This window comes from Actinoplanes sp. NPDC049668 (assembly GCF_044465445.1).
Lineage (GTDB): Bacteria > Actinomycetota > Actinomycetes > Mycobacteriales > Micromonosporaceae > Actinoplanes.
The window spans coordinates 363608-384149 of sequence record NZ_JBITLR010000002.1 but is presented as its reverse complement, the minus strand read 5'-3'; the positions used below and the strand labels follow the sequence as shown (position 1 = coordinate 384149).

19 protein-coding genes are annotated in these 20542 nt (G+C 72.9%); 11 read left to right on the top strand and 8 right to left on the bottom strand.

Translation table 11 applies throughout. The features are described 5' to 3' along the window. The first annotated feature begins 62 nt into the window (after positions 1-62). The 3 genes from hrpA to ACIBSW_RS08805 all read left to right on the top strand — a co-directional run bounded on the left by hrpA (position 63) and on the right by ACIBSW_RS08805 (position 5296). The gene (hrpA, locus tag ACIBSW_RS08815) at positions 63-4037 is read left to right on the top strand and encodes an ATP-dependent RNA helicase HrpA (RefSeq protein WP_354730063.1); all 3975 of its coding nucleotides are present in this window, start codon (positions 63-65) and stop codon (positions 4035-4037) included. A 75-nt stretch (positions 4038-4112) separates the two neighbouring features. Beyond that, positions 4113-4493, top strand: coding sequence for a DUF6401 family natural product biosynthesis protein (locus ACIBSW_RS08810; RefSeq protein ID WP_354730061.1), 381 nt, complete (start codon positions 4113-4115; stop codon positions 4491-4493). A 65-nt stretch (positions 4494-4558) separates the two neighbouring features. Beyond that, positions 4559-5296 (top strand): LamG-like jellyroll fold domain-containing protein, encoded by a 738-nt coding sequence (locus tag ACIBSW_RS08805; protein ID WP_354730059.1) that lies wholly within the window; start codon positions 4559-4561, stop codon positions 5294-5296. A gap of 78 nt (positions 5297-5374) precedes the next feature. Here the strand turns inward: ACIBSW_RS08805 and ACIBSW_RS08800 are convergent, their stop codons facing one another. The 5 genes from ACIBSW_RS08800 to ACIBSW_RS08780 form a co-directional block, all read right to left on the bottom strand. Beyond that, entirely contained in the window at positions 5375-5605 is a 231-nt protein-coding gene (locus tag ACIBSW_RS08800) for a hypothetical protein (RefSeq protein ID WP_354730057.1), read from the bottom strand. A 161-nt stretch (positions 5606-5766) separates the two neighbouring features. After that, entirely contained in the window at positions 5767-6540 is a 774-nt protein-coding gene (locus ACIBSW_RS08795; protein ID WP_354730055.1) for an exodeoxyribonuclease III, read from the bottom strand. A gap of 38 nt (positions 6541-6578) precedes the next feature. Next, a complete protein-coding gene (locus ACIBSW_RS08790; RefSeq protein ID WP_354730053.1) occupies positions 6579-6731 on the bottom strand; it encodes a hypothetical protein in 153 nt (50 codons plus the stop codon). A 135-nt stretch (positions 6732-6866) separates the two neighbouring features. Continuing rightward, a complete protein-coding gene (locus ACIBSW_RS08785) occupies positions 6867-9152 on the bottom strand; it encodes an EAL domain-containing protein (RefSeq protein ID WP_354730051.1) in 2286 nt (761 codons plus the stop codon). 16 nt (positions 9153-9168) lie between these two features. Further along, positions 9169-10029: a universal stress protein gene (locus ACIBSW_RS08780; RefSeq protein ID WP_404799279.1), complete on the bottom strand. Its 861-nt coding sequence runs from the start codon at positions 10027-10029 to the stop codon at positions 9169-9171. 180 nt (positions 10030-10209) lie between these two features. On the opposite strand from ACIBSW_RS08780, the gene ACIBSW_RS08775 reads away from it, so the two are divergent. From ACIBSW_RS08775 to ACIBSW_RS08745, 7 genes are all read left to right on the top strand, one after another. Next, positions 10210-11493, top strand: coding sequence for a citrate synthase (locus ACIBSW_RS08775; protein WP_354725196.1), 1284 nt, complete (start codon positions 10210-10212; stop codon positions 11491-11493). Between the two features lie 108 nt (positions 11494-11601). Then, positions 11602-11913 carry a metalloregulator ArsR/SmtB family transcription factor gene (locus ACIBSW_RS08770; RefSeq protein ID WP_354725198.1) on the top strand — a complete coding sequence of 104 codons (312 nt, stop codon included), beginning with the start codon at positions 11602-11604 and terminating at the stop codon, positions 11911-11913. Further along, positions 11910-12437 (top strand): SRPBCC family protein, encoded by a 528-nt coding sequence (locus ACIBSW_RS08765; protein WP_354725200.1) that lies wholly within the window; start codon positions 11910-11912, stop codon positions 12435-12437. Before ACIBSW_RS08770 ends, ACIBSW_RS08765 begins: the two co-directional genes overlap by 4 nt. A gap of 62 nt (positions 12438-12499) precedes the next feature. After that, complete coding sequence (locus tag ACIBSW_RS08760; protein WP_354725202.1) at positions 12500-13003, top strand: SigE family RNA polymerase sigma factor; 504 nt, start codon at positions 12500-12502, stop codon at positions 13001-13003. Next, the gene (locus ACIBSW_RS08755) at positions 13000-14289 is read left to right on the top strand and encodes a hypothetical protein (RefSeq protein ID WP_354725204.1); all 1290 of its coding nucleotides are present in this window, start codon (positions 13000-13002) and stop codon (positions 14287-14289) included. Before ACIBSW_RS08760 ends, ACIBSW_RS08755 begins: the two co-directional genes overlap by 4 nt. Before the next feature lie 45 nt (positions 14290-14334). Further along, a complete protein-coding gene (locus tag ACIBSW_RS08750; RefSeq protein WP_354725206.1) occupies positions 14335-15906 on the top strand; it encodes a gluconokinase in 1572 nt (523 codons plus the stop codon). 50 nt (positions 15907-15956) lie between these two features. Then, positions 15957-17342 (top strand): cobyrinate a,c-diamide synthase, encoded by a 1386-nt coding sequence (locus tag ACIBSW_RS08745; RefSeq protein WP_354725208.1) that lies wholly within the window; start codon positions 15957-15959, stop codon positions 17340-17342. 4 nt (positions 17343-17346) lie between these two features. On the opposite strand, the gene ACIBSW_RS08740 is transcribed toward ACIBSW_RS08745, so the two are convergent. Both ACIBSW_RS08740 and ACIBSW_RS08735 read right to left on the bottom strand, forming a co-directional pair. After that, positions 17347-17922 (bottom strand): GNAT family N-acetyltransferase, encoded by a 576-nt coding sequence (locus ACIBSW_RS08740; RefSeq protein WP_354725210.1) that lies wholly within the window; start codon positions 17920-17922, stop codon positions 17347-17349. Positions 17923-17953: 31 nt separating this feature from the next. Then, a complete protein-coding gene (locus tag ACIBSW_RS08735; protein WP_354725212.1) occupies positions 17954-19429 on the bottom strand; it encodes a glutamate--cysteine ligase in 1476 nt (491 codons plus the stop codon). Between the two features lie 89 nt (positions 19430-19518). Between ACIBSW_RS08735 and ACIBSW_RS08730 the strand changes: the two genes are divergently transcribed. Next, on the top strand, positions 19519-19845 hold the full coding sequence (locus tag ACIBSW_RS08730) for a DUF3817 domain-containing protein (protein WP_354725214.1): 327 nt from the start codon (positions 19519-19521) through the stop codon (positions 19843-19845). Positions 19846-19857: 12 nt separating this feature from the next. On the opposite strand, the gene ACIBSW_RS08725 is transcribed toward ACIBSW_RS08730, so the two are convergent. Next, the gene (locus ACIBSW_RS08725) at positions 19858-20397 is read right to left on the bottom strand and encodes a hypothetical protein (RefSeq protein ID WP_354725216.1); all 540 of its coding nucleotides are present in this window, start codon (positions 20395-20397) and stop codon (positions 19858-19860) included. Positions 20398-20542 lie beyond the last annotated feature (145 nt).

Genomic DNA, 20542 nt, shown 5'->3' with positions numbered 1-20542 from the left:
CCCGGCAACGCGGCGGTAATCACGAGGCGGAACGCGGCGGAACTGCCTATTGTTGACGCGCCATGTCTGTGACACCCCTGAGCCAGGACCCCGCCGAGCTCCGCCGCCGCATGTCCGACCTGCTGCCCCGCGACGAGCGCCGCCTGCAGCGCCGGCTCGAGGGCAGCCGCCGGATCCGCGAGGAGCTCGCGCGCGCCGCCGTGCTCGCCGAGATCGCCGCGGAGGTGGCGCAGGCCGAGCAGCGCCGCGACGCGCGGCTGGCGGCGGTTCCGGCGATCACCTACCCGGACGAGTTGCCGGTAAGCCAGCGCCGCGACGACATCATGGCGGCGATCCGGGACCACCAGGTCGTCGTGATCGCCGGCGAGACCGGCTCGGGCAAGACCACCCAGCTGCCGAAGATCTGCCTGGAGCTGGGCCGCGGCCTGCGCGGCCAGATCGGGCACACCCAGCCGCGCCGGATCGCGGCCCGCACGGTCGCCGAGCGGATCGCCGAGGAGCTCGGCACCCCGCTGGGCTCGACGGTCGGCTACAAGGTCCGCTTCACCGACCAGGTCACCGACGAGACCATGGTCAAGGTGATGACCGACGGCATCCTGCTCGCCGAGATCCAGACCGACCGGATGCTGCGCCGCTACGACACCCTGATCATCGACGAGGCGCACGAGCGCAGCCTCAACATCGACTTCATCCTCGGCTACCTCGCCCAGCTGCTGCCCAAGCGCCCCGACCTGAAGCTGATCATCACCTCGGCGACGATCGAGACGGGGCGCTTCGCCGAGCATTTCGCGGGCCCGCCCCCTCGCCCGGGTTCTCCGCGCCGTCCGGAGGACCAGGCGTCGGTAGCGGCACAGCCGGCGCCGGTCATCGAGGTGTCCGGGCGGACCTACCCGGTCGAGGTGCGCTACCGCCCGCTGGCCCGGTTCACCGGCGAGGAGGAGGAGGGCCGCGAGGAGCCGATCGACCAGGTGGACGGCATAGCCGCCGCCGTCGACGAGCTCGGCGCCGAGAGCAGCGGCGACATTCTGGTCTTTCTCAGCGGCGAGCGGGAGATCCGCGACACCGCGGACGCCCTCAACCGCCGCGACCTGCGCAACACCGAGATCGTCCCGCTCTACGGCCGGCTCTCCGCGGCCGAGCAGCACCGGGTCTTCCAGGCGCACACCGGCCGCCGGGTGGTGCTGGCCACCAACGTCGCCGAGACGTCCCTGACCGTGCCCGGCATCCGCTACGTGATCGACCCCGGCACCGCGCGGATCTCGCGCTACAGCAGCCGGCTCAAGGTGCAGCGGCTGCCGATCGAGGCGGTCTCGCAGGCCAGCGCCAACCAGCGCAAGGGCCGCTGCGGGCGCACGTCGGACGGCATCTGCATCCGGCTGTACTCGGAGGAGGACTTCGAGGCGCGGCCGGCGTTCACCGAGCCGGAGATCCTGCGGACCAACCTGGCCAGCGTCATCCTGCAGATGACCAGCCTGGGGCTCGGCGACCTGGCCGCGTTCCCGTTCATCGACCCGCCGGACAAGCGCAACGTCACCGACGGCGTGAAGCTGCTGGAGGAGCTCGGCGCCCTCGACCAGCGCAAGCTCACCCCGCTGGGCCGCCAGCTGGCCCAGCTCCCGGTCGACCCGCGGCTGGCCCGCATGGTCATCGAGGCGGACAAGCAGGACTGCCTCGCGGAGGTCATGGTCATCACCGCGGCGCTGTCCATCCAGGACCCCCGGGAGCGGCCGGCCGACCGGCAGCAGCAGGCCGACGAGAAGCACGCCCGGTTCGCCGACAAGGAATCCGACTTCTTCAGCTACCTCAACCTGTGGCGCTACCTGCGGGAGAAGCAGCGCGAGCTGTCCGGCAACCAGTTCCGCCGGCTGTGCCGCGCCGAGTTCCTCAACTACCTGCGGGTCCGCGAGTGGCAGGACATCTACTCGCAGCTTCGGCAGGTCGCCCGTACGCTCGGGCTCACCCTGGTCGAGCGGGACGAGATCGCCGCGGGCCAGGCCGTGCACACGGCCCTGCTCGCCGGGCTGCTCTCGCACATCGGCCTGAAGGACACCGACAAGCGCGAGTATCTCGGCGCCCGCGGCGCCAAGTTCGCGGTCTTCCCCGGCTCGACCCTGTTCAAGAAGCAGCCGCGCTGGGTGATGTCGGCCGAGCTGGTCGAGACGTCGCGGCTCTGGGGCCGGGTGAACGCGCGGATCGAGCCCGAGTGGGCCGAGAAGCTCGCGCCGCACCTGGTCAAGCGCAGCTACAGCGAACCGCACTGGGAGAAGAAGCAGGGCGCCGTGATGGCGTACGAGAAGGTGACCCTCTACGGGCTGCCGATCGTGCCCCGGCGCAAGGTCGGCTACGGGCGGATCGACCCGGCGATGTGCCGCGAGCTGTTCATCCGGCACGCGCTCGTCGAGGGTGACTGGGAGACCCATCACCCGTTCTTCGCCGAGAACGCCAAGCTGCTGGCCCGCATCGAGGAGATCGAGAACCGGGCCCGCCGCCGGGACATCGCGGTCGACGACGAGACCGTGTACGCCCTGTACGACGCCCGCATCCCGGCCGACGTCGTCTCCGCCCGGCACTTCGACGCGTGGTGGAAGCGGGCCCGCCACGCCGACCCGGGCCTGCTCACCTTCACCCGCGAGCTGCTGGTCAACGCCGGCCGCGACGCCGTCGACCCGGGCGCGTACCCGGACGCCTGGCTCGCCGGCGGCGTCCGGCTGCCGCTGAGCTACCAGTTCGAGCCCGGCGCGGCCGCCGACGGCGTGACCGTCAAGGTGCCGCTGGCGCTGCTCAACAAGCTCGACGCCGAGGACTTCGGCTGGTCGGTGCCGGGCCTGCGCAAGGAGGTCGTGGTCGCGCTGATCCGCGCGCTGCCCAAGCATCTGCGTACCAGCTTCGTGCCGGTGCCGGACTGGGCCGAGGCCGTGCTGAGCCGGGTGCCCGCCCGGCGGGGCTCGCTGCCCGACGCGGTCGGCGGCGAGCTGCGCCGGCTCACCGGCACGGTCGTGCCGCGTGACGCCTGGCGCCCGGACCAGGTGCCGGACCACCTCAAGATGAACTTCCGGGTGGTGAACGAGGAGGGCGGCGTGGTCGGGCAGGGCCGCGACCTCGACGTGCTGCGCGCGAGCCTCGCGCCCAAGGTGCGGGCGACCATCTCGGCGGCCGCCGGCGACATCGAGCGCCTCGGCATCACGACGAACGACTTCGGCACGCTGGCCCGCTCGGTCGCCCAGGTGCGCGGCGGGTACGAGGTGACCGTCTACCCGGCGCTGGTCGACGAGGGCGACAGCGTCGCGGTCCGGGTCCTGGAGACCGAGGCCGGGCAGCACGAGGCGATGCGGGCCGGCACCCGCCGGCTGCTGCTGCTCACGCTCCCGCCCGCGGCCCGGTTCCTGCAGGGGCGGCTCGACAACCGCGCCAAGCTGGAGCTGTCGCGGGGCAACCCGTACCGGTCGATCGCCGACCTGCTCGACGACTGCGCCGGCGCGGCCGTCGACAAGCTGGTCGCCGACGCGGGCGGACCGGCCTGGGACCGGGAGTCCTTCGCGAAGCTGCGCGAGGAGGTCCGCGCCGACCTGGTCGACGCGGTCGCCAACGTGGTCACCCAGGTGCGTGCCGTGCTCGCAGGAGCCTACGAGGTGGACCAGCGGCTCGCCGGCACCCGCGAGGTGTCGCTGCTGCCGGCGCTGGCCGACATCCGGCAGCAGCTCAAGGGCCTGGTCCATCCGGGCTTCGTCACCGAGACCGGCTGGCGCCAGCTGCACCACCTGCCGCGCTATCTGCGCGGCATGACGCACCGCCTCGACCGGCTCGGCACCACGCTGGCCCGGGACCGGCAGCTGACCGCCCAGGTGCACGAGATCGAGCAGGAGTACCGCGAGCTCCGCGCCGAGTCGGCGCCTGGCGGCCCGGCCGACGAGGGGCTGCGCGAGATCCGCTGGATGATCGAGGAACTGCGGATCAACCTCTTCGCGCAGGCGCTCGGCACGGCGTACCCGGTCTCGGACAAGCGGATCTACAAGGCCATGGATCAGCTGCCCGCGTAGCACCCCGGGGAGGTGTCGGGTGCCGTTCGGTTACCCGGCTGTCAACCGGTGGCGCGAGGCCCTAGCGTCCTTCCCATGACGAACGAATTCCTCGCCTTCGCCCCGGTTTCCGCCGCTACCGTCGCCGACCCGGACCGTGCGCTGCTGGACGAGATGATGGCGCGGGTCGGCGTCGACGGCCTCGCGGCCGCGCTCGGCGACGCGAGCCTGCTGGCCCAGGTCGACCAGCACGCCGCCGCGGTGCGCGACGCGCTCGCGCAGGCCGGCCGCGAGGTCGACGCGGGTGGCCTGGCCGCGTACGCCAAGTCGATCTCCGCCGCCGCGGCGCGGATGGGCCGCCCGGTGCCGCAGCCGGGCCAGGCGTATCTGTCGGGCTCGGCCTGGCTGGCCGCGGAGTGGCACCTCATGCGCCTGGTCGCCGTCTGCATGATCGCGGAGTCCGCCGGCCTGCTCTGAAGATCACCCGAAATGCGTATGAGGGTTGATTTGTAATATAAAGCGCCTTCAGTACCATTCGTAACATGCGTCTCATTGCTCTTACAGTGGCCTCCGCGTTGGCCGTCACGGCCACGCCCGCCCTCGCCGCCATCGCGGCCCCCGTCGCCGAGCCCGCGCCGGTCACGGTCGCCCGGTACACGTTCGATGCCGGTAACGCCACCGCCAGCCGCATCGTGGACACCTCGGGACGGGGTTCCGCCCTGACGATCCGCACCGCAGACCAGGGAAAGATCACCTTCACCGGCACCACCGACAAGATCGCCCAGTTCCCGGCCGCCTGCGCCGCGACGGCGACGGTCTGTCCTCGCGCCATGCTCGAGGGCACCGACGACGCCGACCTCGACCCGGGTGCCCGCCGGTTCCGCTGGGGCGCCTCGGTCCGGGTGGCCCGGACCCAGGTGACCGGCTCCACCAACATCATCCAGAAGGGCGTCACCGACACGGCGAGCCAGTGGAAGCTGCAGATCGGCGGCAACCACGGCAAGGCCAGCTGCGTCGTCGTCGGGCAGGGGTCGAGCCAGGTCTACCTGGTGCGCTCCACCGTGCCGGTGGCGGACAGCGCCTGGCATGACGTCATGTGCCAGCGGTCCGGAGCGGCCCTGTCGATCTACGTCGACGGCACCGAGCGGGGCCGCACCGCGATCCCGGCGACCCTGTCGATCGCCAACAACATGCCGCTGCGCATCGGCGGCCCGAACTTCAACATCAAGAGCGACATGTACCACGGCGCGCTCGACGACGTGTACGTCCGCCTGGGCTGACAAACGTCAGGGCCGGAACCCGAACGGGTTCCGGCCCTGACCGATCGATCGCGGCCGCGCTGCGACCTCGGTCGCGGCTCAGCTGCGGCGGAAGGCGTATGAGCGCCCGGAGCCGCCGGTGGCCCGCCCGGCGCGGTCCCGCTCGGACCGCTGCCGGGCCGCCTGCCGGATGTCGTCCGCGCCGTGGTGCGCCAGGGTGGCGGCGGCGGGATGCTGGTCGTGGGCGTCGCCGCCGAGATTCGGCACCGACCCCGCCATGTCCTGGCGGGCCATCTCGTCCGAATCGACGTGTACGGCAAAATCACGCATGAAAAGACCTCCGTGTTGACACGAGGCAGGTAAGAGAACGAGTCGATGAAGTCCGCGCGCGGATCACGGCGCGCCCAGATACGCAGGTAGCGGCGTCAGGAGTCCATACGGGCCACCATAACTCCGCCCCCGGCACCGGGCGACCCGATTAGCGAGCCCGCTCAGGCGGGCGCCTGCGTGTCGACGATGATCGGTGCGTGATCCGACGGGCCCTTGCCCTTGCGGGCCTCCCGGTCCACCACGGCGTCACGCACCGTGGCGGCCACGTCCGGGGTGGCGTAGACCAGGTCGATCCGCATGCCCTTGTTCTGGTGGAACATCCCGGCGCGGTAGTCCCAGTAGGTGTACGGGCGGTCGCCCTTGAGCGGCCGGGGCACCACGTCGGTGAGGCCGAGCGCGCGCAGGGCGGCCAGCGCGTCGCGCTCCGGCGGGGTGACGTGGGTGGCGCCGATGAAGACCTCGGGGTCCCAGACGTCGTCGTCGGTCGGCGCGACGTTGAAGTCGCCGGCCACCACGGCCGGGCCCGGCCGCGCCGCGAGGGCGTCGCGCAGCGCGGCGAACCAGGCCAGCTTGTACGCGTAGTGCGGGTCCTCCGGCGTGCGCCCGTTCGGGACGTACACCGAGGTGAACCGGATGCCGCCGCAGGTGGCGCTGATCGCGCGCGCCTCGGGGTCGGGAAAGCCGGGCTCGCCGTCGAAGCCGTGCCGCACGTCGTCGAGCCCGATCCTGGAGAGCAGCGCGACGCCGTTCCAGCGGCCCTGCCCGTATGCGGCCGTCTGATAGCCGAGGTCGGCGACCTCGGTCGCGGGGAAGCCGTCCGCCGCGACCTTGGTCTCCTGTAGGCATAGCACATCAGGCCCGGCCTGGTCGAGCCATTCCAGCAACCGGGGTAGCCGGGCCTTGACCGAGTTCACGTTCCAGGTGGCGAAGCGCATCGCCCCAGCCTGCCACCTGTCGGCCGGCGAGCGCAGCGTCAGCGCTCGGGGGAGTGGTGCTCGGCGCGCATCGGCGCCGCGTCGCCGCGGGTCGCGGCGAGCAGCGCGCCCGCCAGGCCGAGGGCCAGCAGGAGCAGAACGGCGACGAGCCAGACCACGGAACCCTCGGTTCCGGTGAGCGTTGTGATCATTTGTCGCCTCCTCTGGTGTCCATTGTCATCGGCCGGACGGTGCGAAACGCAAGGATCCGGGCCGAGCGAATAATGCCGGACTTGTCGCCGTGACGCCAGAGGTGGGCGAGACGTTTGTCACCAGGAGTGATCTGATCAGGGGTTGCCGGCGCCCAGCCGGGCGTCCCCCGGCGCGAGCCGGCGCGCGCTCCAGTGGCTCACGAAGTCCTCGGGCGGCACGCCCGGGCCCCAGAGCCAGCCCTGGCCCTGGGTGACCCCGACGGCGGCGAGCGCGTCGCGCTGCACCCGGGTCTCGACGCCCTCCGCCACGATGCTCAGGCCGAGCGCCCGGCCCATGGCGACGACGGCGCGGACGATCTCCTCGTCCTCGCCGTTCTCGCCGAGGCCGGAGACGAACGAGCGGTCGATCTTCACCCCGGTCACCGGGAACTGGCGCAGGTAGCCCAGCGCCGAGAAGCCGGTGCCGAAGTCGTCGACGAGCAGCCGCATGCCGAGCTCGCGCAGCTCGAAGAGCACCTTCGCGGTCACGCCGTCGGCCATCACCGACTCGGTCATCTCCAGGGCGACGGCCGCCGCCGGCACCCCGTAGCGCATCAGCTCGGCGGAGACCGTCAGCGGCATGGTCTCGTCGCGCAGCTGGCTGGGCGACACGTTGACCGACAGGTAGAAGTCGGGGCCGACGGTGCCGTCGGCGCGCCACTGCGCGAGCTGGCGCAGGGCCTCGTTACGTACCCAGGTGCCCAGCTGTTCGATCAGCCCGGCGTCCTCGGCGATCGGGATGAACGTGGTCGGCGGGATCGGGCCGCGCTCCGGGTGGTTCCAGCGGGTCAGTGCCTCGGCGCCGACCGGCCGGCCGCTCTCCAGCCGCACGATCGGCTGGTAGACGACGTTGAGCTGCCCCTCGGCCAGGGCGGTGCGCAGCGCGGCCTCCAGCTCGATGCGCTCGCGCACCCGGTCGTGCATCGAGCTGTCGAAGACCGTCGCGTTGCCCGGGCCCTCGGCCTTGGAGCGGTACATCGCGGTGTCGGCGTCGCGCAGCAGCGCCTCGGCGGTCGACGTGGGCGAGCTGTTGCTGCCGGGCGCGTGCGCGATGCCGATGGAGGCGCTGACGACGACCTCGGTGTCGCGCACCGGCAGCGGGCGGGCGAAGCACCGGTGCACGTCGTCGACCAGCCGCAGCGCGCCCTGCTCGCCGCCGACGTACGCGATCAGGAACTCGTCGCCGCCGACCCGGGCCAGCATGGTGTTCGCCGGCAGGACGGCCTGCAGCCGGGTGCCGACCTCGATGACCAGCTGGTCGCCGGTGTCGTGCCCCCAGGAGTCGTTGACCCACTTGAAGCCGTCGAGGTCCAGGAAGCAGACCCAGACCCGGCGGGGATCCTCCGGCGGCAGCGCGGCGATCAGCCGGGCGATCTCGGTGGAGATCATCCGCCGGTTCGGCAGGCCGGTCAGCGGGTCGTGCATCGCCTGGTGCTCGGAGTGCAGCTGCGCCGCCACCTGCGCCTTCACCGCGGTGACCGCCCGCAGCAGCAGGAGCGCGACGATGGCGATGCCGCAGGCGCCGATGAGCACCCGGTACTCCGCGGAGTGGCCGCCGACGGTCACCAGCAGCACGAACGGCGTGAGCACCGCGGGCACGAGCAGCAGCATCCGGCCCCAGGACCAGGCCTGCACCGGATATCGCGCGGCCCGGCCCAGCTCGACCACCGACGGGTGCAGCGCGGCCACCCCGAGCGCCGTGTACGAGAGCAGGAACGGCACGTCCAGCAGCGGCGAGGCGTAGGTGCGCCCGGAGACGCCGATGATCGCGTACGCGACGTCGCCGACCACCAGCAGCGACATGGCGGAGAGCAGCATCTTCAGGCTCACCGGCCAGCTGCGCGCCGTGAAGGTCAGGTTGACGCAGAGCGCGAGCAGCACCACGTCGAACATGGGGTAGATGCCGGCCAGCACCGAGACGACCACCGACCGGCCGGGTACCGCGGCCGCCGGCGCGGCCAGCAGCAGCGCGCTGGCCAGCCCCGCGGCCAGGCAGACGATGAGGCAGTCGAGCACGGCGTGGCGCTCGATGCGGCCGCGCGCCCGCAGCAGCAGCGCGAAGAAGATGCCCAGCAGGATGTATCCGGGGATGGTGAAGGCGTCGGCGACCAGCGGGTGGTCCACGACCAGCGGCCGGAGCACCACGCCGATCAGGAAGGACAGCGCCGAGGCGCCCAGGAACGGCCAGGCGGCCCGCGGCTGTGCCCCGAAACGGCCGGGCGCGGCGAAGCAGGACCAGATGGTGCCGACGCCGATGATCACGAAGCACACGTCCGGGGCGATGCCGAGCGTGTACAGCAGCGTGGCGAGCACGCCGATGCCACCGAAGACCTGCCACCACCGCCGACCGGGCGTCGACGGAGCTGTGGATCGCACCGTCATCGCCCCCTGGCATATGTCAGCTGATCAGCGCCCCCGCCGTTGGCACCGTACCCGCCGCCGGGGTGTCACCGGCAGGGTTTCCGTGCACAAACACGGTTGGACATGCACATCGGCGCAGTAACTGCAAGCCCACTCCGCCGAGCAACGTGCCGCCGCCGGCGCCGCGTGGCCCCACGATCATCATGCGGCCCCGGCGGGCCGCGCGTACCAGGTTTCCGGCGGGCTCTCCGATCATGAGCCGGGTCCCGGCCGTCCGCAGCTCCGGAACGGCGGCGACGGCGTCCGCCAGCAGTCGCCGGCCGGCGGCCTCGCCGCCGGCCGTCTCCACGACGTGGATGACCTCGACGGGGACCCCGCGCCGCCGGCCCTCGGCCGCGGCCGTCCGCAGCGCGAGCAGGGCGCTCGCCGAGCCGTCGGTCGCCGTCAGCACCGGGCCGGCCGGCGGGCGGATGCCCCGGGCCACCAGGACGGGGCACCGGGATCGGGACACGGTCTGTACCAGCACCGAGTCGGTGGGCAGGCGCGGGGTGCCCGCGCAGTCGTCGCCGCCGATCACCAGCAGCGCGGCGGTCCGGCTCTGGCGCAGCAACTCCCGCACCGGTGGCCCGTCCAGGATCAGACCCTCCACGTGCACCCCCGGCACCGCCCGCGAGGCGGTCGCGACCGCCTCGGCGACCAACTCGCCGGACTCGCGACGTGCACCCGGCCAATCGGGTGCATCATCGAATGAGCGGGTCCTCTGCCCGGTGAAGACGTGCACGACCCGCAGCGGTAGTCCACGGACCACCGCCTCCCGGGCGCCCAACCGCGCGGCGGCCAGTCCGGCGGGGGTTCCGTTCACGCCCACGACGACAGGAGTCAGGCCCGGATTCCGCATCGGTTCGCCACCTCCGCACCGCGACGACGAGGTTCCACAGACCATTATCTATGGTGTGGGGGGATGGCGGTCGTGATCAATCCCTCAGCGGTCGACCGTCGGATGACCCGCCCCGCTTGAGGGTTTACGGTGAACGGCAGGTAAGTCGGGACATCTGCCGGTGAGGTGAGGGAAATACAAATGACGGATGTCAAGCTCGACCACCCCGGTGGCCAGTTGTCCATGCCGGTGCGCCCGGCGGTCGAGGGTCCGGGTGGCGTCGACATCAGCGCACTGCTGAAGGACACCGGGTACGTCACCCTGGATCAGGGCTTCGTCAACACGGCCTCGTGCTCGTCGGCGATCACCTACATCGACGGCGACGCCGGCATTCTGCGCTATCGGGGCTTCCCGATCGAGCAGCTCGCGGGCCGGGCCTCGTTCCTCGAGGTCTCCTACCTGCTGATCCACGACGCGCTGCCCACGCCGGCCCAGCTGGCGGAGTTCGGCGACAAGATCCGGGTGCACACGCTGCTGCAGGAGGAGATGCGCGCCTTCTTCTCCGGCTTCCCGCGCGACGCGCACCCGATGGCCGTGCTCTCCTCGGCGGTCACCGCGCTGTCGACGTTCTACCAGGACGCGCTCGACCCGACGGACCCCGAGCAGGTCGAGATCTCCGGGATTCGCCTGATGGCGAAGCTTCCGACCATCGCGGCGTACGCGTACAAGAAGTCGATCGGCCACCCGCTGCCGTACCCCGACAACTCGCTGGACTACGTCGAGAACTTCCTGCGCATGACGTTCGGGCTGCCCACCGTGAACTACGAGGTGGACCCGACGCTGGCCAAGGTCCTCGACATGCTCTTCGTGCTGCACGCCGACCACGAGCAGAACTGCTCCACGTCGACCGTGCGCCTGGTCGGCTCGGCCCAGGCCAACCTCTTCGCCTCGGTCTCCGCGGGCATCAACGCCCTCTCCGGCCCGCTGCACGGCGGCGCCAACTCGGCGGTGCTGGAGATGCTCGAGGGCATCCGCGCCGACGGCGGGGACGTGAACTCCTTCGTGCGCCGCGTCAAGGCGAAGGAGAAGGGCGTCAAGCTGATGGGCTTCGGCCACCGGGTCTACAAGAACTACGACCCGCGCGCCGCCATCGTGAAGAAGGCCGTGCAGGACGTCATCTCCACGATGGACAAGCCGGACCCGCTGCTGGAGCTCGCGCTGCAGCTCGAGGAGATCGCGCTCGCGGACGACTACTTCGTCTCCCGCAAGCTGTACCCGAACGTCGACTTCTACACCGGCCTGATCTACAAGGCCATGGGCTTCCCGACGAAGATGTTCACGGTGCTCTTCGCGCTCGGCCGGCTGCCCGGCTGGATCGCGCAGTGGGGCGAGATGATGGCCGACCCGACCACCAAGATCGGCCGTCCGCGCCAGCTCTACACGGGTGAGGCGGCGCGCGAGTTCGTCCCGATCACCGAGCGCTGACAGTTACCTTCCGCGCGGCCGTCCTCCCTCAAGGAGGGCGGCCGCGCGGCGTTTTCGGGCAGCGTGTATGCCTTGACGGTTATATAACCGTGGTGGCATAGTCGGGCGATGCCCGTGACCGTGGACGCCATCTCGGTGCTCGCCGAGCCGACCCGCCGCCGCATCCTCGACCAGCTCCGGCTCGCTGACAGCAGCGTCGGTCAGCTCGTCGAGCGGCTCGCGATGAGCCAGCCCGCGGTCTCCAAGCACCTCAAGGTGCTGCGCGACGCCGGCTTCGTCTCCAGCCGCACCGCCGCGCAGCAGCGCATCTACACGCTCGAGCCGGCACAGTTCCGGGCGCTGGACGCCTGGCTGGCGCCGTACCGGCGGCTGTGGACCCGGCACCTGGACGCGCTCGAGCGCCACCTGGAGGAATCGTGAGCACACCGATCGACAGCGGCCCACCCGGCGATGCGCGTGTCGTCGCCGACGGCGACCTGTGGACCCTGATCTTCGTGCGCGACCTGCGGCACCCGCCGGCCGAGGTGTGGGCCGCCCTGACCGACCCCGCGCGCCTCGACCAGTGGGCGCCGTTCTCCGCCGCCCGCGACCTCTCGGCGACCGGCGACACCACCCTGACCATGGTGGACGGCCCCGACCGCACCCCACTTCCGGCGACCGTGCTGCGCGCCGAGCCGCCGGCGCTGCTCGAGTACACCTGGGGCGACGACCTGCTGCGCTGGGAGCTCGCCGGCACCGCCGAGGGCACCCGGCTCACCCTGCGGCACCGCTTCGCCCCGCGCGACGAGGCCCCGATGTACGCGGCCGGCTGGCACCTGTGCGCCGCCGTCCTCGCCCGCCTGCTCGCCGGCGACCCGGTCGGCGTCATCCGGGGCCGCGACGCCGCCGCGCACGGCTGGGAGGACCTGCGCGCCGCCTACGCGGAGCAGTTAAGGCGTGTTTAGCCCGGCAACCTTTGCCCGCCCGCCGGTGTCAGGACAGGGTGAAGGACGGGGAGAGGCTGACTATGCGGGACGGGTTCGACGACTTCGTGCGGGGCCGCAGCACGGGGCTGCTGCGGGTCGCGTACCTGCTCACCGGGGACCGGCACACCGCCGAGGACCTGGTGCAGGAGGTGCTCGAGCAGATGTACGTCAGGTGGCGCCGCATACAGGGCGCGCCGGAGGCGTACGCCCGCCGGGCGCTGGTCAACCGCGCCACCAACCGGTGGCGTTCGCGGGGCCGGCGCCCCGAGGCGCCGCTCGGCCGGCACGACGTCGCCGAGCCGGACCACAGCGAGCACGTGGTGATCCGCGACGCCGTGGTCGAGGCGCTGCGCGCCCTGCCGCCGCGGCAACGGGCGGCGGTGGTCCTGCGCTACCTCGACGACCTGCCGATCGCGGACGTCGCCCGGGCGCTCGACTGCTCCGAGGGCAGCGTGAAGAGCAACGCCTCGCGGGGCCTGGAGCGCCTGCGCGCCGCGCTCGCACCCGTCGCCGCCACCACAACCACCGAACGGGGACCGCGATGACCGACACCGACATCCGTACCGCGCTGACCCGCGCCACCGGCGACCTGAGCACGCCGCCCGACCTGCTCGACCGGGTGCGCGCGGGCGGCCGCCGCCGGGTCGTGCGCCGCCGCGCGCTGCTCGGCGCGGGACTCGCCACGGTCGCGGCCGGATCCGCCGCCGGGGTCCTGCTGCGCGGCGGCGGCGACGACGGCGACACCCAGGTCGCCTCGCCGCTGCTGGACGGCGATACCCGCGGCGACCTGCGCGGCGACGCGGCCTTCCTGGCGCAGGCCCGCGCGGTCTGGGCCGGCCACCTCGGTGGCATCCGGGTGCGGGGCGAGCCGCACGTGATCTGGGCCGGCCGCGCACCGCACGCCGGCCGGGCGGCCGTGATCGCCCAGCGCGTGCCGCAGCGCGTCGCCTCCCCGGCCGGCCAGATCAGCTACGGCCTGATCGGCTTCCTCGAGCAGACCACCGCGGGCCTGCGCGCCATCTCGCTCGAGGAGATGCTCACCGGCGCCGTGAACGCCCCGGCCGTGCTGCTGGCACCGCGGCACGACGTGCTGATGGTCCTCGACGACGGCCGCGGCGTCCGGTACTCGCCCCGCTTCGGCTACGACCCCGACGGCACCATCACCCGCACCTTCACCCCGCTGGACTTCCGGGCACACGACGGCGTGGCGTTCGCGGCGACGGCCACCCAGCGCGGGTCGATCCAGATCGCCCTGCGCGCCGACCGGGCCGACACCCGCGGCGACCGGACGGTCGGCCTCGCCAACCAGTCGGCCCTGATGTCCGGGCAGACACCGCCGAACGCCGGCTCCCGGCTGACGCGCCCCCTGCCCGGCCGGGAGCGGGCCTGGCCGCGGGACGCGGCCGCGGAGCAGGAGGCCGCCCGGTGGGACCTGGCCGGCCAGGACGAGTTCAACGACCGGTACGGCTACCGGCTCCAGCCACCCCCCGCCACCTGGTTCATCCGGGGCGCGACCGTCGACCGCCGCCGGTTCGTGGTGCAGACCCTGACCGCCACCGACGGCCGCAGCCGGGTCTACCTGTCGCTGGGCACGCCCGCCCCGCTGCTCAAGGGCTTCGCCGACCCGGGCGCGCCGCTGCCCGTGCGGGTCCGGCTGCCCGGCGACCGGGGGGTCGTCGTCGCGTCCGAGGGCGCCCGCCTGCGATACCGGACGCGGGCCGCGGGATGGCTGCCCGTCACCGGGGACGCGGCGCTGCTGCCGGCCACCGCCACCCAGGTCGAGGTGCACCGCCCGGGGACCGCGGAGCCGGTGGTCGCGCACCTGGCATGACCCGGCCCCGGAACGGGCATGACAGTCGGCGACCGAGGAGGGTGCATGGACGTCGTCATCGGCATCGACACCGGGACCACCGCGACCAAGGCCGTCGCCGCCGGGCCGGCCGGGCAGGTGCGTGCGATGGCGAGCGTGCACTACCCCCTCGCCGTGCCCGGACCGGGCCAGGCCGAGCTCGACCCGTTCCAGCTGCGCGACGCGGCGATCGAGGCCCTGGTCACCGTCGCCCGGCAGGTGCACGGGCGGGACGACCGGGTCGTCGCCGTCGGCCTCAGCGCGTTCCTGCACGGCCTCGTGCCGATGGACGGCGCCGGCGCGCCGCTCGGCCCGTTGATCACCTGGGCCGACAACCGGGCCGCCGCGCAGAGCGAGCGGATCGTCGGCACCGGCCGGGCGCGGTCGCTGCAGGCCCGCACCGGCACGCCGGTGCACCCGATGTCCCCGCTGACCAAGCTCGCCTGGTGGCGCGAGACCGACCCCGCGAAGGTTCGCGGCACGCCGCGCTGGGGCGGCGTCAAGGAGATCGTCCTGAGTGGCCTCACCGACGCGGGCTTCCTGCTCGACCTCTCGGTCGCCTCCGGCACCGGCATGTACGACATCCACCGGCGCCGCTGGGACCACGAGGCGCTGGAGCTGGCCGGCGTGCGAGCGCACCAGCTCGCCGAGGTCGTGCCGACCACGCGGCGGCTGCGGCTGAAGGCCGAGGTCGCGGCCGCGGCGGGGCTGCCCGCGGACACCCCGCTGATCATCGGGGCCGCCGACGGGCCGCTGGCCAACCTCGGCGTCGGCGCCACCCCGCCCGGGGTCGCGGCCGTCTCGCTCGGCACCAGCGGCGCGCTGCGTACCATCGTGGACCGGCCGACCGCGGACCGGTCGGGCCGGCTGTTCTGCTACGCGCTCACCGACGAACACTGGGTCGTCGGCGGCGCGATCAACAACGCCGGCTCGGTGGTGCGCTGGGCCGGGCAGACCTTCGCCGGCGGCTTCGACCGCCCGGCCGCCGAGGGCGAGGACGCCGACGTACGCGACGCCGCGCTGCTGGTCGAGGCCGCCTCGGTCGGCCCCGGCAGCGACGGCCTGCTCTGCCTGCCCTACCTGCTGGGCGAGCGGGCGCCGTGGTGGCGCGGCGGCATGCGCGGCGCGTACCTCGGGCTGCGCCGCGAGCACGGCCGGCCGCACCTGGTACGGGCCGCGCTCGAGGGGGTCTGCCAGCAGCTGGCGCTGGTCCGCGACTCGTTCGCGGACGAGGGCATCGCGATGACCGAGGTGCGGGCCACCGGCGGCGCGGTCGCGTCCGAGCTGTGGGTGTCCGTGCTGGCCGCGGCCCTGGACCTGCCGGTGTCCGTTGCGGACACCCCGGAGGGGACCGCGCTCGGCGCCTGCCTGCTCGCGCGGCACGCCCTGGGCGAGCTGCCGGACCTGAGCGCCGCCGCCGCGATGGTCGCCATCGGCGAACCGACCCGCCCGGATCCGCACGCCGCCGAGCTCTACCGCCGGCTGCGGCCGCTGGTGGAGCGCTCGGCGCTGGCGGTGACCGACGTACTCACCGAGCTGGACAGGCTGGCGCCGCAGCCGCTGCCGGACACCCCGAAGGCCCTGCCCGAGGGCCGCTGAGCCGGCGGCCTTGGATACCCTGTCGACGTGGTGGGACAGCAGGGCATCGAGTGGTAGACGTTCCCCGTGTCGTCATCGCGGCACCCGCCTCCGGGCACGGCAAGACCACCGTCGCGACGGGCCTGCTGGCCGCGTTCGCCGCCCGGGGGATGCGGGTCGCCCCGTTCAAGGTCGGCCCGGACTACATCGACCCCGGCTACCACGGCATCGCGGCGGGCCGCGCGGGCCGCAACCTCGACCCGGTCATGGTCGGCGAGGACCTGATCGGGCCGCTGTTCGCGCACGGCAGCGCGGGCACCGACCTCGCGGTGGTCGAGGGCGTGATGGGCCTCTACGACGGCCGAACGGGCGGGGGCGACACCGGCTCGACCGCGCACGTCGCGGCCCTGCTCGACGCGCCGGTCCTGCTGGTCGTCGACGCGTCCGCGCAGGGCCGGTCGGTGGCCGCGCTGGTGCACGGCTTCCGGAGTTTCGGCACCGTCCGCCTGTCCGGGGTCATCCTCAACCGGGTCGGCTCGGACCGGCACGAGGCGCTGCTGCGCGAGGCCTGCGAGGAGGTCGGCACGCCCGTGCTGGGCGCGCTGCGCCGGGCCGACGCGGTCGCGGCGCCGGCCCGCCACCTCGGCCTGATCCCGGTCGCCGAGCGCCGCGACCAGGCCGTGGCCTCGGTGGCCGCGCTCGCGTCGCTGGTGGCGTCGTCGGTGGACCTCGACGCGGTGCTCGCCCTCGCACGCTCGGCGCCGCCCCTGGCGGCGACACCCTGGTCACCGGCCGCGGAGAGCCCGGCACCCGGCCGCCCGGTGGTCGCGCTCGCCGGCGGACCGGCCTTCACCTTCGCGTACGCCGAGACGGCCGAACTTCTGGCCGGCGCCGGAGCCGAGGTCGTCACGGTGGACCCGCTCCGCGACGAGGCCCTGCCGGAGAACACCGCCGCCCTGGTCGTCGGCGGCGGCTTCCCGGAGGTGTACGCCGCGGAGCTGTCGGCCAACGAGCCGCTGCGCCTGGCGGTGGCGTCGCTGGCGGCGGCGGGCATGCCGATCGTCGCCGAGTGCGCGGGCCTGCTGTGGCTCTGCCGGACGCTGGACGGCGCGCCGATGTGCGGGGTGCTGGACGCGGAGGCGGCGATGACCCCGACGCTGACGCTGGGCTACCGCGACGCGGTGGCGCTCTCGGACAGCCCGCTGCTCCCGGCGGGTTCGCGGATCACCGGCCACGAGTTCCACCGCACGACGGTCCACCCCCGGTCGGGCCTGCTCCTGGAACCGGCCGGGGGAGCGGCCTGGGCCTGGCGCGCCGCGGACCCGGAGGGCTTCGCCACGCCGGCGCTGCACGCCTCCTACCTGCACCTGCACTGGGCCGGCAACCCGGCGATGGCCCACCGCCTGGTCGCCAGGGCGGCCGCCCGACCGACCACCACGCCGCGGGGCGCCCGGTAAACCCTCAGGCCGCCGGGTCCCCGGCGATGCGCGCGTGCAGGTGCATGTCGTGCCACCCGTCCGCGTGCAGGACCTTGCTGCGCATGGTCGCCTCGTACGGATAGCCGGCCCGCTCGGCGACCCGGCACGACGCGGAGTTGCGCGTCGAATGGTGCACCTCGAGGCGGTGCAGGCCGAGGACCTCGAAGGCCCAGCCGGTGAGGACGGTCAGGGCCGCCGGGGCGATCCCTCGGCCCCGGGCCTTCGGCAGCACCCAGTACGAGATCTCGGCGACCCCCTCGCCGAGCTTGACGGCGCGCAGGCTGATCTGGCCGAGCACCTCGTCGCCGGCGATCGCCCAGCCCGCACCGGTCTCCCGCCGCCACCGCTGCGGCCATTCGCCGATCCACGCGCCGGCCTCGTCGAGGGTCAACGACCGTGAGTGCCACTGCCGGATGCCCGGCTCGTCGTAGGCCGCCGCGACGACGGCGGCGTCCGTCGCCCGCCACGGCCGTAGCGTGAGGCCCGCGCCCGTCAGCACGGGGTGATCGAGCCGGGCCAGGTCACCGGCGGCGACGACAGGGGAGACCAGTAGAGGCATGGCGATCATTAAACCGGCTGTCCGCGCCGCGTCAGGCGACCGGCCATTCGTGTACCGGGACGTTCTCGTGCATGGGCGGAAGGTACTGGCGCAGCATGCCGTGCAGCGCCGCCTGCCGGTCCAGGCCCGAGCGCTCCAGCGAGTGCAGCGTCTCCACCTGCCAGGTGGCGCCGTTGCGGCCGGTCAGGCAGCGCTGCTCGATGATGCCCAGCAGCCGGTCCCGCTCGCCGGGTGAGACGCCCCACCGGTCGAGGCCCTCGTACGCCAGCGGCAGCAGCCGGCGCAGGACCAGCTCGGACACGGGCACGTAGCCCAGGCCCGGCCAGAACACCGACGCCGCGATGCCGTGCCGGGCGCCGGAGTGGAAGTTCTCCTCGGCGGCGCTGAACGACATCTGGGTCCAGAGCGGACGCTCCGCCTCGGCGAGCATCCGGACCAGGCCGTAGTAGAAGGCGCCGTTCGCGACCGTGTCGACGACGGTCGGGCCGGCCGGCAGCACCCGGTTCTCGACCCGCAGGTGCGGCCGGCCCTTGACGACGGCGTAGATCGGCCGGTTCCAGCGGTAGACGGTGCCGTTGTGCAGGCGCAGCTCGCTGAGCTGCGGCGTGTCGCCGCTCTCCAGGATCTGTTCGGGGTCGTCGGAGTCGCAGATCGGCAGCAGCGCCGGGAAGTAGCGGACGTTCTCCTCGAACAGGTCGAAGACCGAGGTGATCCAGCGCTCGCCGAACCACACCCGGGGGCGGACACCCTGCGCGCGGATCTCCTCCGAGCGGGTGTCGGTGGCCTGCTCGAACAGGGGAATCCGGGTCTCGCGCCACAGCTCTCGCCCGAAGAGCAACGGCGAGTTGGCACCCAGCGCGACCTGTACGCCGGCCACGATCTGCGCCGCGTTCCAGTACGCCGCGAACTGCTCGGGGCTGACCTGCAGGTGGAACTGGGTGCTGGTGCAGGCCGCCTCGGGCGCGATCGTGTCGGTGGTGACCGCGAGGCGGTCGATGCCGTCGATGCGGATGTCGAGGTCCTCGCCGCGGGCCGCGAAGATCTGCTCGTTGAGCAGCGCGTAGCGGGGGTTCGCCGACAGCGCGTCCGCGGTCAGGTGCTCGCGGCGCAGGGTCGGCAGGATGCCGATCATCACCATGTGCGCGCCGACGCCGCGCGCGTGCTCCTCGGCGTTGTTGAGGCTGGCCCGCAGCTCGCGTTCCAGGTCGGCGTTCTCGTCGCCGGCCAGCCGGCGCGGCGCGACGTTGATCTCGATGTTGAACTGGCCCAGCTCGGTCTGGAAGTCGGGGTCGGCGATCGCCCGGAGCACCTCGGCGTTGCGCATCGCCGGGTCGGCGTCGTCGTCCACCAGGTTGAGCTCGATCTCCATCCCGGTCAGCGGGCGTTCGAACTCGAAGCGTGCCTCGCGCAGCATCCCGGCGAACACGTCGAGGCTTCGCCTGATCTTCTGCCGGTACCTGGATCGATCCTCGCGGGTGAATGTCCTCTGGTCGACCTCTTCGCCCACCGCGCACCGCCCCTCTGCCTGCATCTATGATCGCGTGGTCCGAACGCCGGCGCACCACTCCGCGCGTCGATTGCCCCGGAGGTTCTTGCGTGCGTCGCGTACCTGCCCTTTTCGCCGTCATCGCAATCGCGGAGGCCTGCAGCTGGGCCGCGCTGCTGATCGGCATGTTCTTCAAGTACGGGCCGGTGGGCAACGAGATCGGCGTGCAGCTCGCCGGCCCGGTGCACGGCGCGCTGTTCACCGCCTACCTGGCGGTCACCGTCGTGCTGGCGCGGGTCGCCCGCTGGCGGTGGTGGGTGACGCTGCTCGCGCTGGCCTGCTCGGTGCCGCCGTTCGCCACGCTCGTCTTCGAACGCTGGGCGCGGTCGCGCGGCCTGCTCACGGTCGCCGAGGCGGAGCCGGTGCCGCAGGTCTGAACGGGCCGGGAGTCAGCTGATCCAGGCGGCCGCCATCGCGGTGATGACCGTGAGGCCGAGTCCGGCCTGGATCAGCAGCCCCGGGCCGAGATGCGACCACATCGTCGGTATCCGCGGGGTCAGGGGCTGCAGCGTGGTCAGGTTGAGGATCTGGTGCAGCTTCACCGGCAGGTCCGGGTCCTTCTGCGGCCGGGTGCGCACCTGCACGAGGTCGCCGCGGTGCAGCGCCGACTGCGGCAGCTGCCCGTGCAGCTCCACTTCGTAGATCTGGCCCAGGTCGTCGCGCAGCCGTACCGGCGTGACCAGGTATTCCGGGCCCTTCTTCAGGTCCTTGAACCGGCGCCGGGTGCCGGCGCCGCCGCTGCGCAGCACGGCGAGCAGCAGCGCGCCGATGGCCTGGGCGACGGACGCCGTCACGAGTACGGCGACCAGCAGCGGTTGATCGATCTTGACCTCGCGGGTGTACGAGGCGCGGTAGCCGAGGAACCGGCCCGTGATCACGGGACCGGCGTGCCGGAGGATTCGCTCGCGGTAGAGCTCGGTGTCGTCCATGGGGACATCTCCTGGGGTGGGGAGACTTGCATGCCTCGATCGTACGGAGAGCGATGCATCGAACACATAGCGTGATCATTTAGCCCCTGAACGTGGCGATGTCGGCGCCAGCTCGGCTCGGTTTAGCAGCGGTCGCGTCGGCCAT

Coding starts and splice junctions, on each gene's coding strand:
- ACIBSW_RS08755 (WP_354725204.1), top strand. CDS start 13,000: ATGACCGACACCGACATCCGTACCGCGCTGACCCGCGCCACCGGCGAC.
- ACIBSW_RS08800 (WP_354730057.1), bottom strand. CDS start 5,605: ATGCGTGATTTTGCCGTACACGTCGATTCGGACGAGATGGCCCGCCAG.
- ACIBSW_RS08760 (WP_354725202.1), top strand. CDS start 12,500: ATGCGGGACGGGTTCGACGACTTCGTGCGGGGCCGCAGCACGGGGCTG.
- hrpA (WP_354730063.1), top strand. CDS start 63: ATGTCTGTGACACCCCTGAGCCAGGACCCCGCCGAGCTCCGCCGCCGC.
- ACIBSW_RS08795 (WP_354730055.1), bottom strand. CDS start 6,540: ATGCGCTTCGCCACCTGGAACGTGAACTCGGTCAAGGCCCGGCTACCC.
- ACIBSW_RS08770 (WP_354725198.1), top strand. CDS start 11,602: ATGCCCGTGACCGTGGACGCCATCTCGGTGCTCGCCGAGCCGACCCGC.
- ACIBSW_RS08785 (WP_354730051.1), bottom strand. CDS start 9,152: ATGACGGTGCGATCCACAGCTCCGTCGACGCCCGGTCGGCGGTGGTGG.
- ACIBSW_RS08780 (WP_404799279.1), bottom strand. CDS start 10,029: ATGCGGAATCCGGGCCTGACTCCTGTCGTCGTGGGCGTGAACGGAACC.
- ACIBSW_RS08775 (WP_354725196.1), top strand. CDS start 10,210: ATGACGGATGTCAAGCTCGACCACCCCGGTGGCCAGTTGTCCATGCCG.
- ACIBSW_RS08805 (WP_354730059.1), top strand. CDS start 4,559: ATGCGTCTCATTGCTCTTACAGTGGCCTCCGCGTTGGCCGTCACGGCC.
- ACIBSW_RS08740 (WP_354725210.1), bottom strand. CDS start 17,922: ATGCCTCTACTGGTCTCCCCTGTCGTCGCCGCCGGTGACCTGGCCCGG.
- ACIBSW_RS08750 (WP_354725206.1), top strand. CDS start 14,335: ATGGACGTCGTCATCGGCATCGACACCGGGACCACCGCGACCAAGGCC.
- ACIBSW_RS08790 (WP_354730053.1), bottom strand. CDS start 6,731: ATGATCACAACGCTCACCGGAACCGAGGGTTCCGTGGTCTGGCTCGTC.
- ACIBSW_RS08725 (WP_354725216.1), bottom strand. CDS start 20,397: ATGGACGACACCGAGCTCTACCGCGAGCGAATCCTCCGGCACGCCGGT.
- ACIBSW_RS08810 (WP_354730061.1), top strand. CDS start 4,113: ATGACGAACGAATTCCTCGCCTTCGCCCCGGTTTCCGCCGCTACCGTC.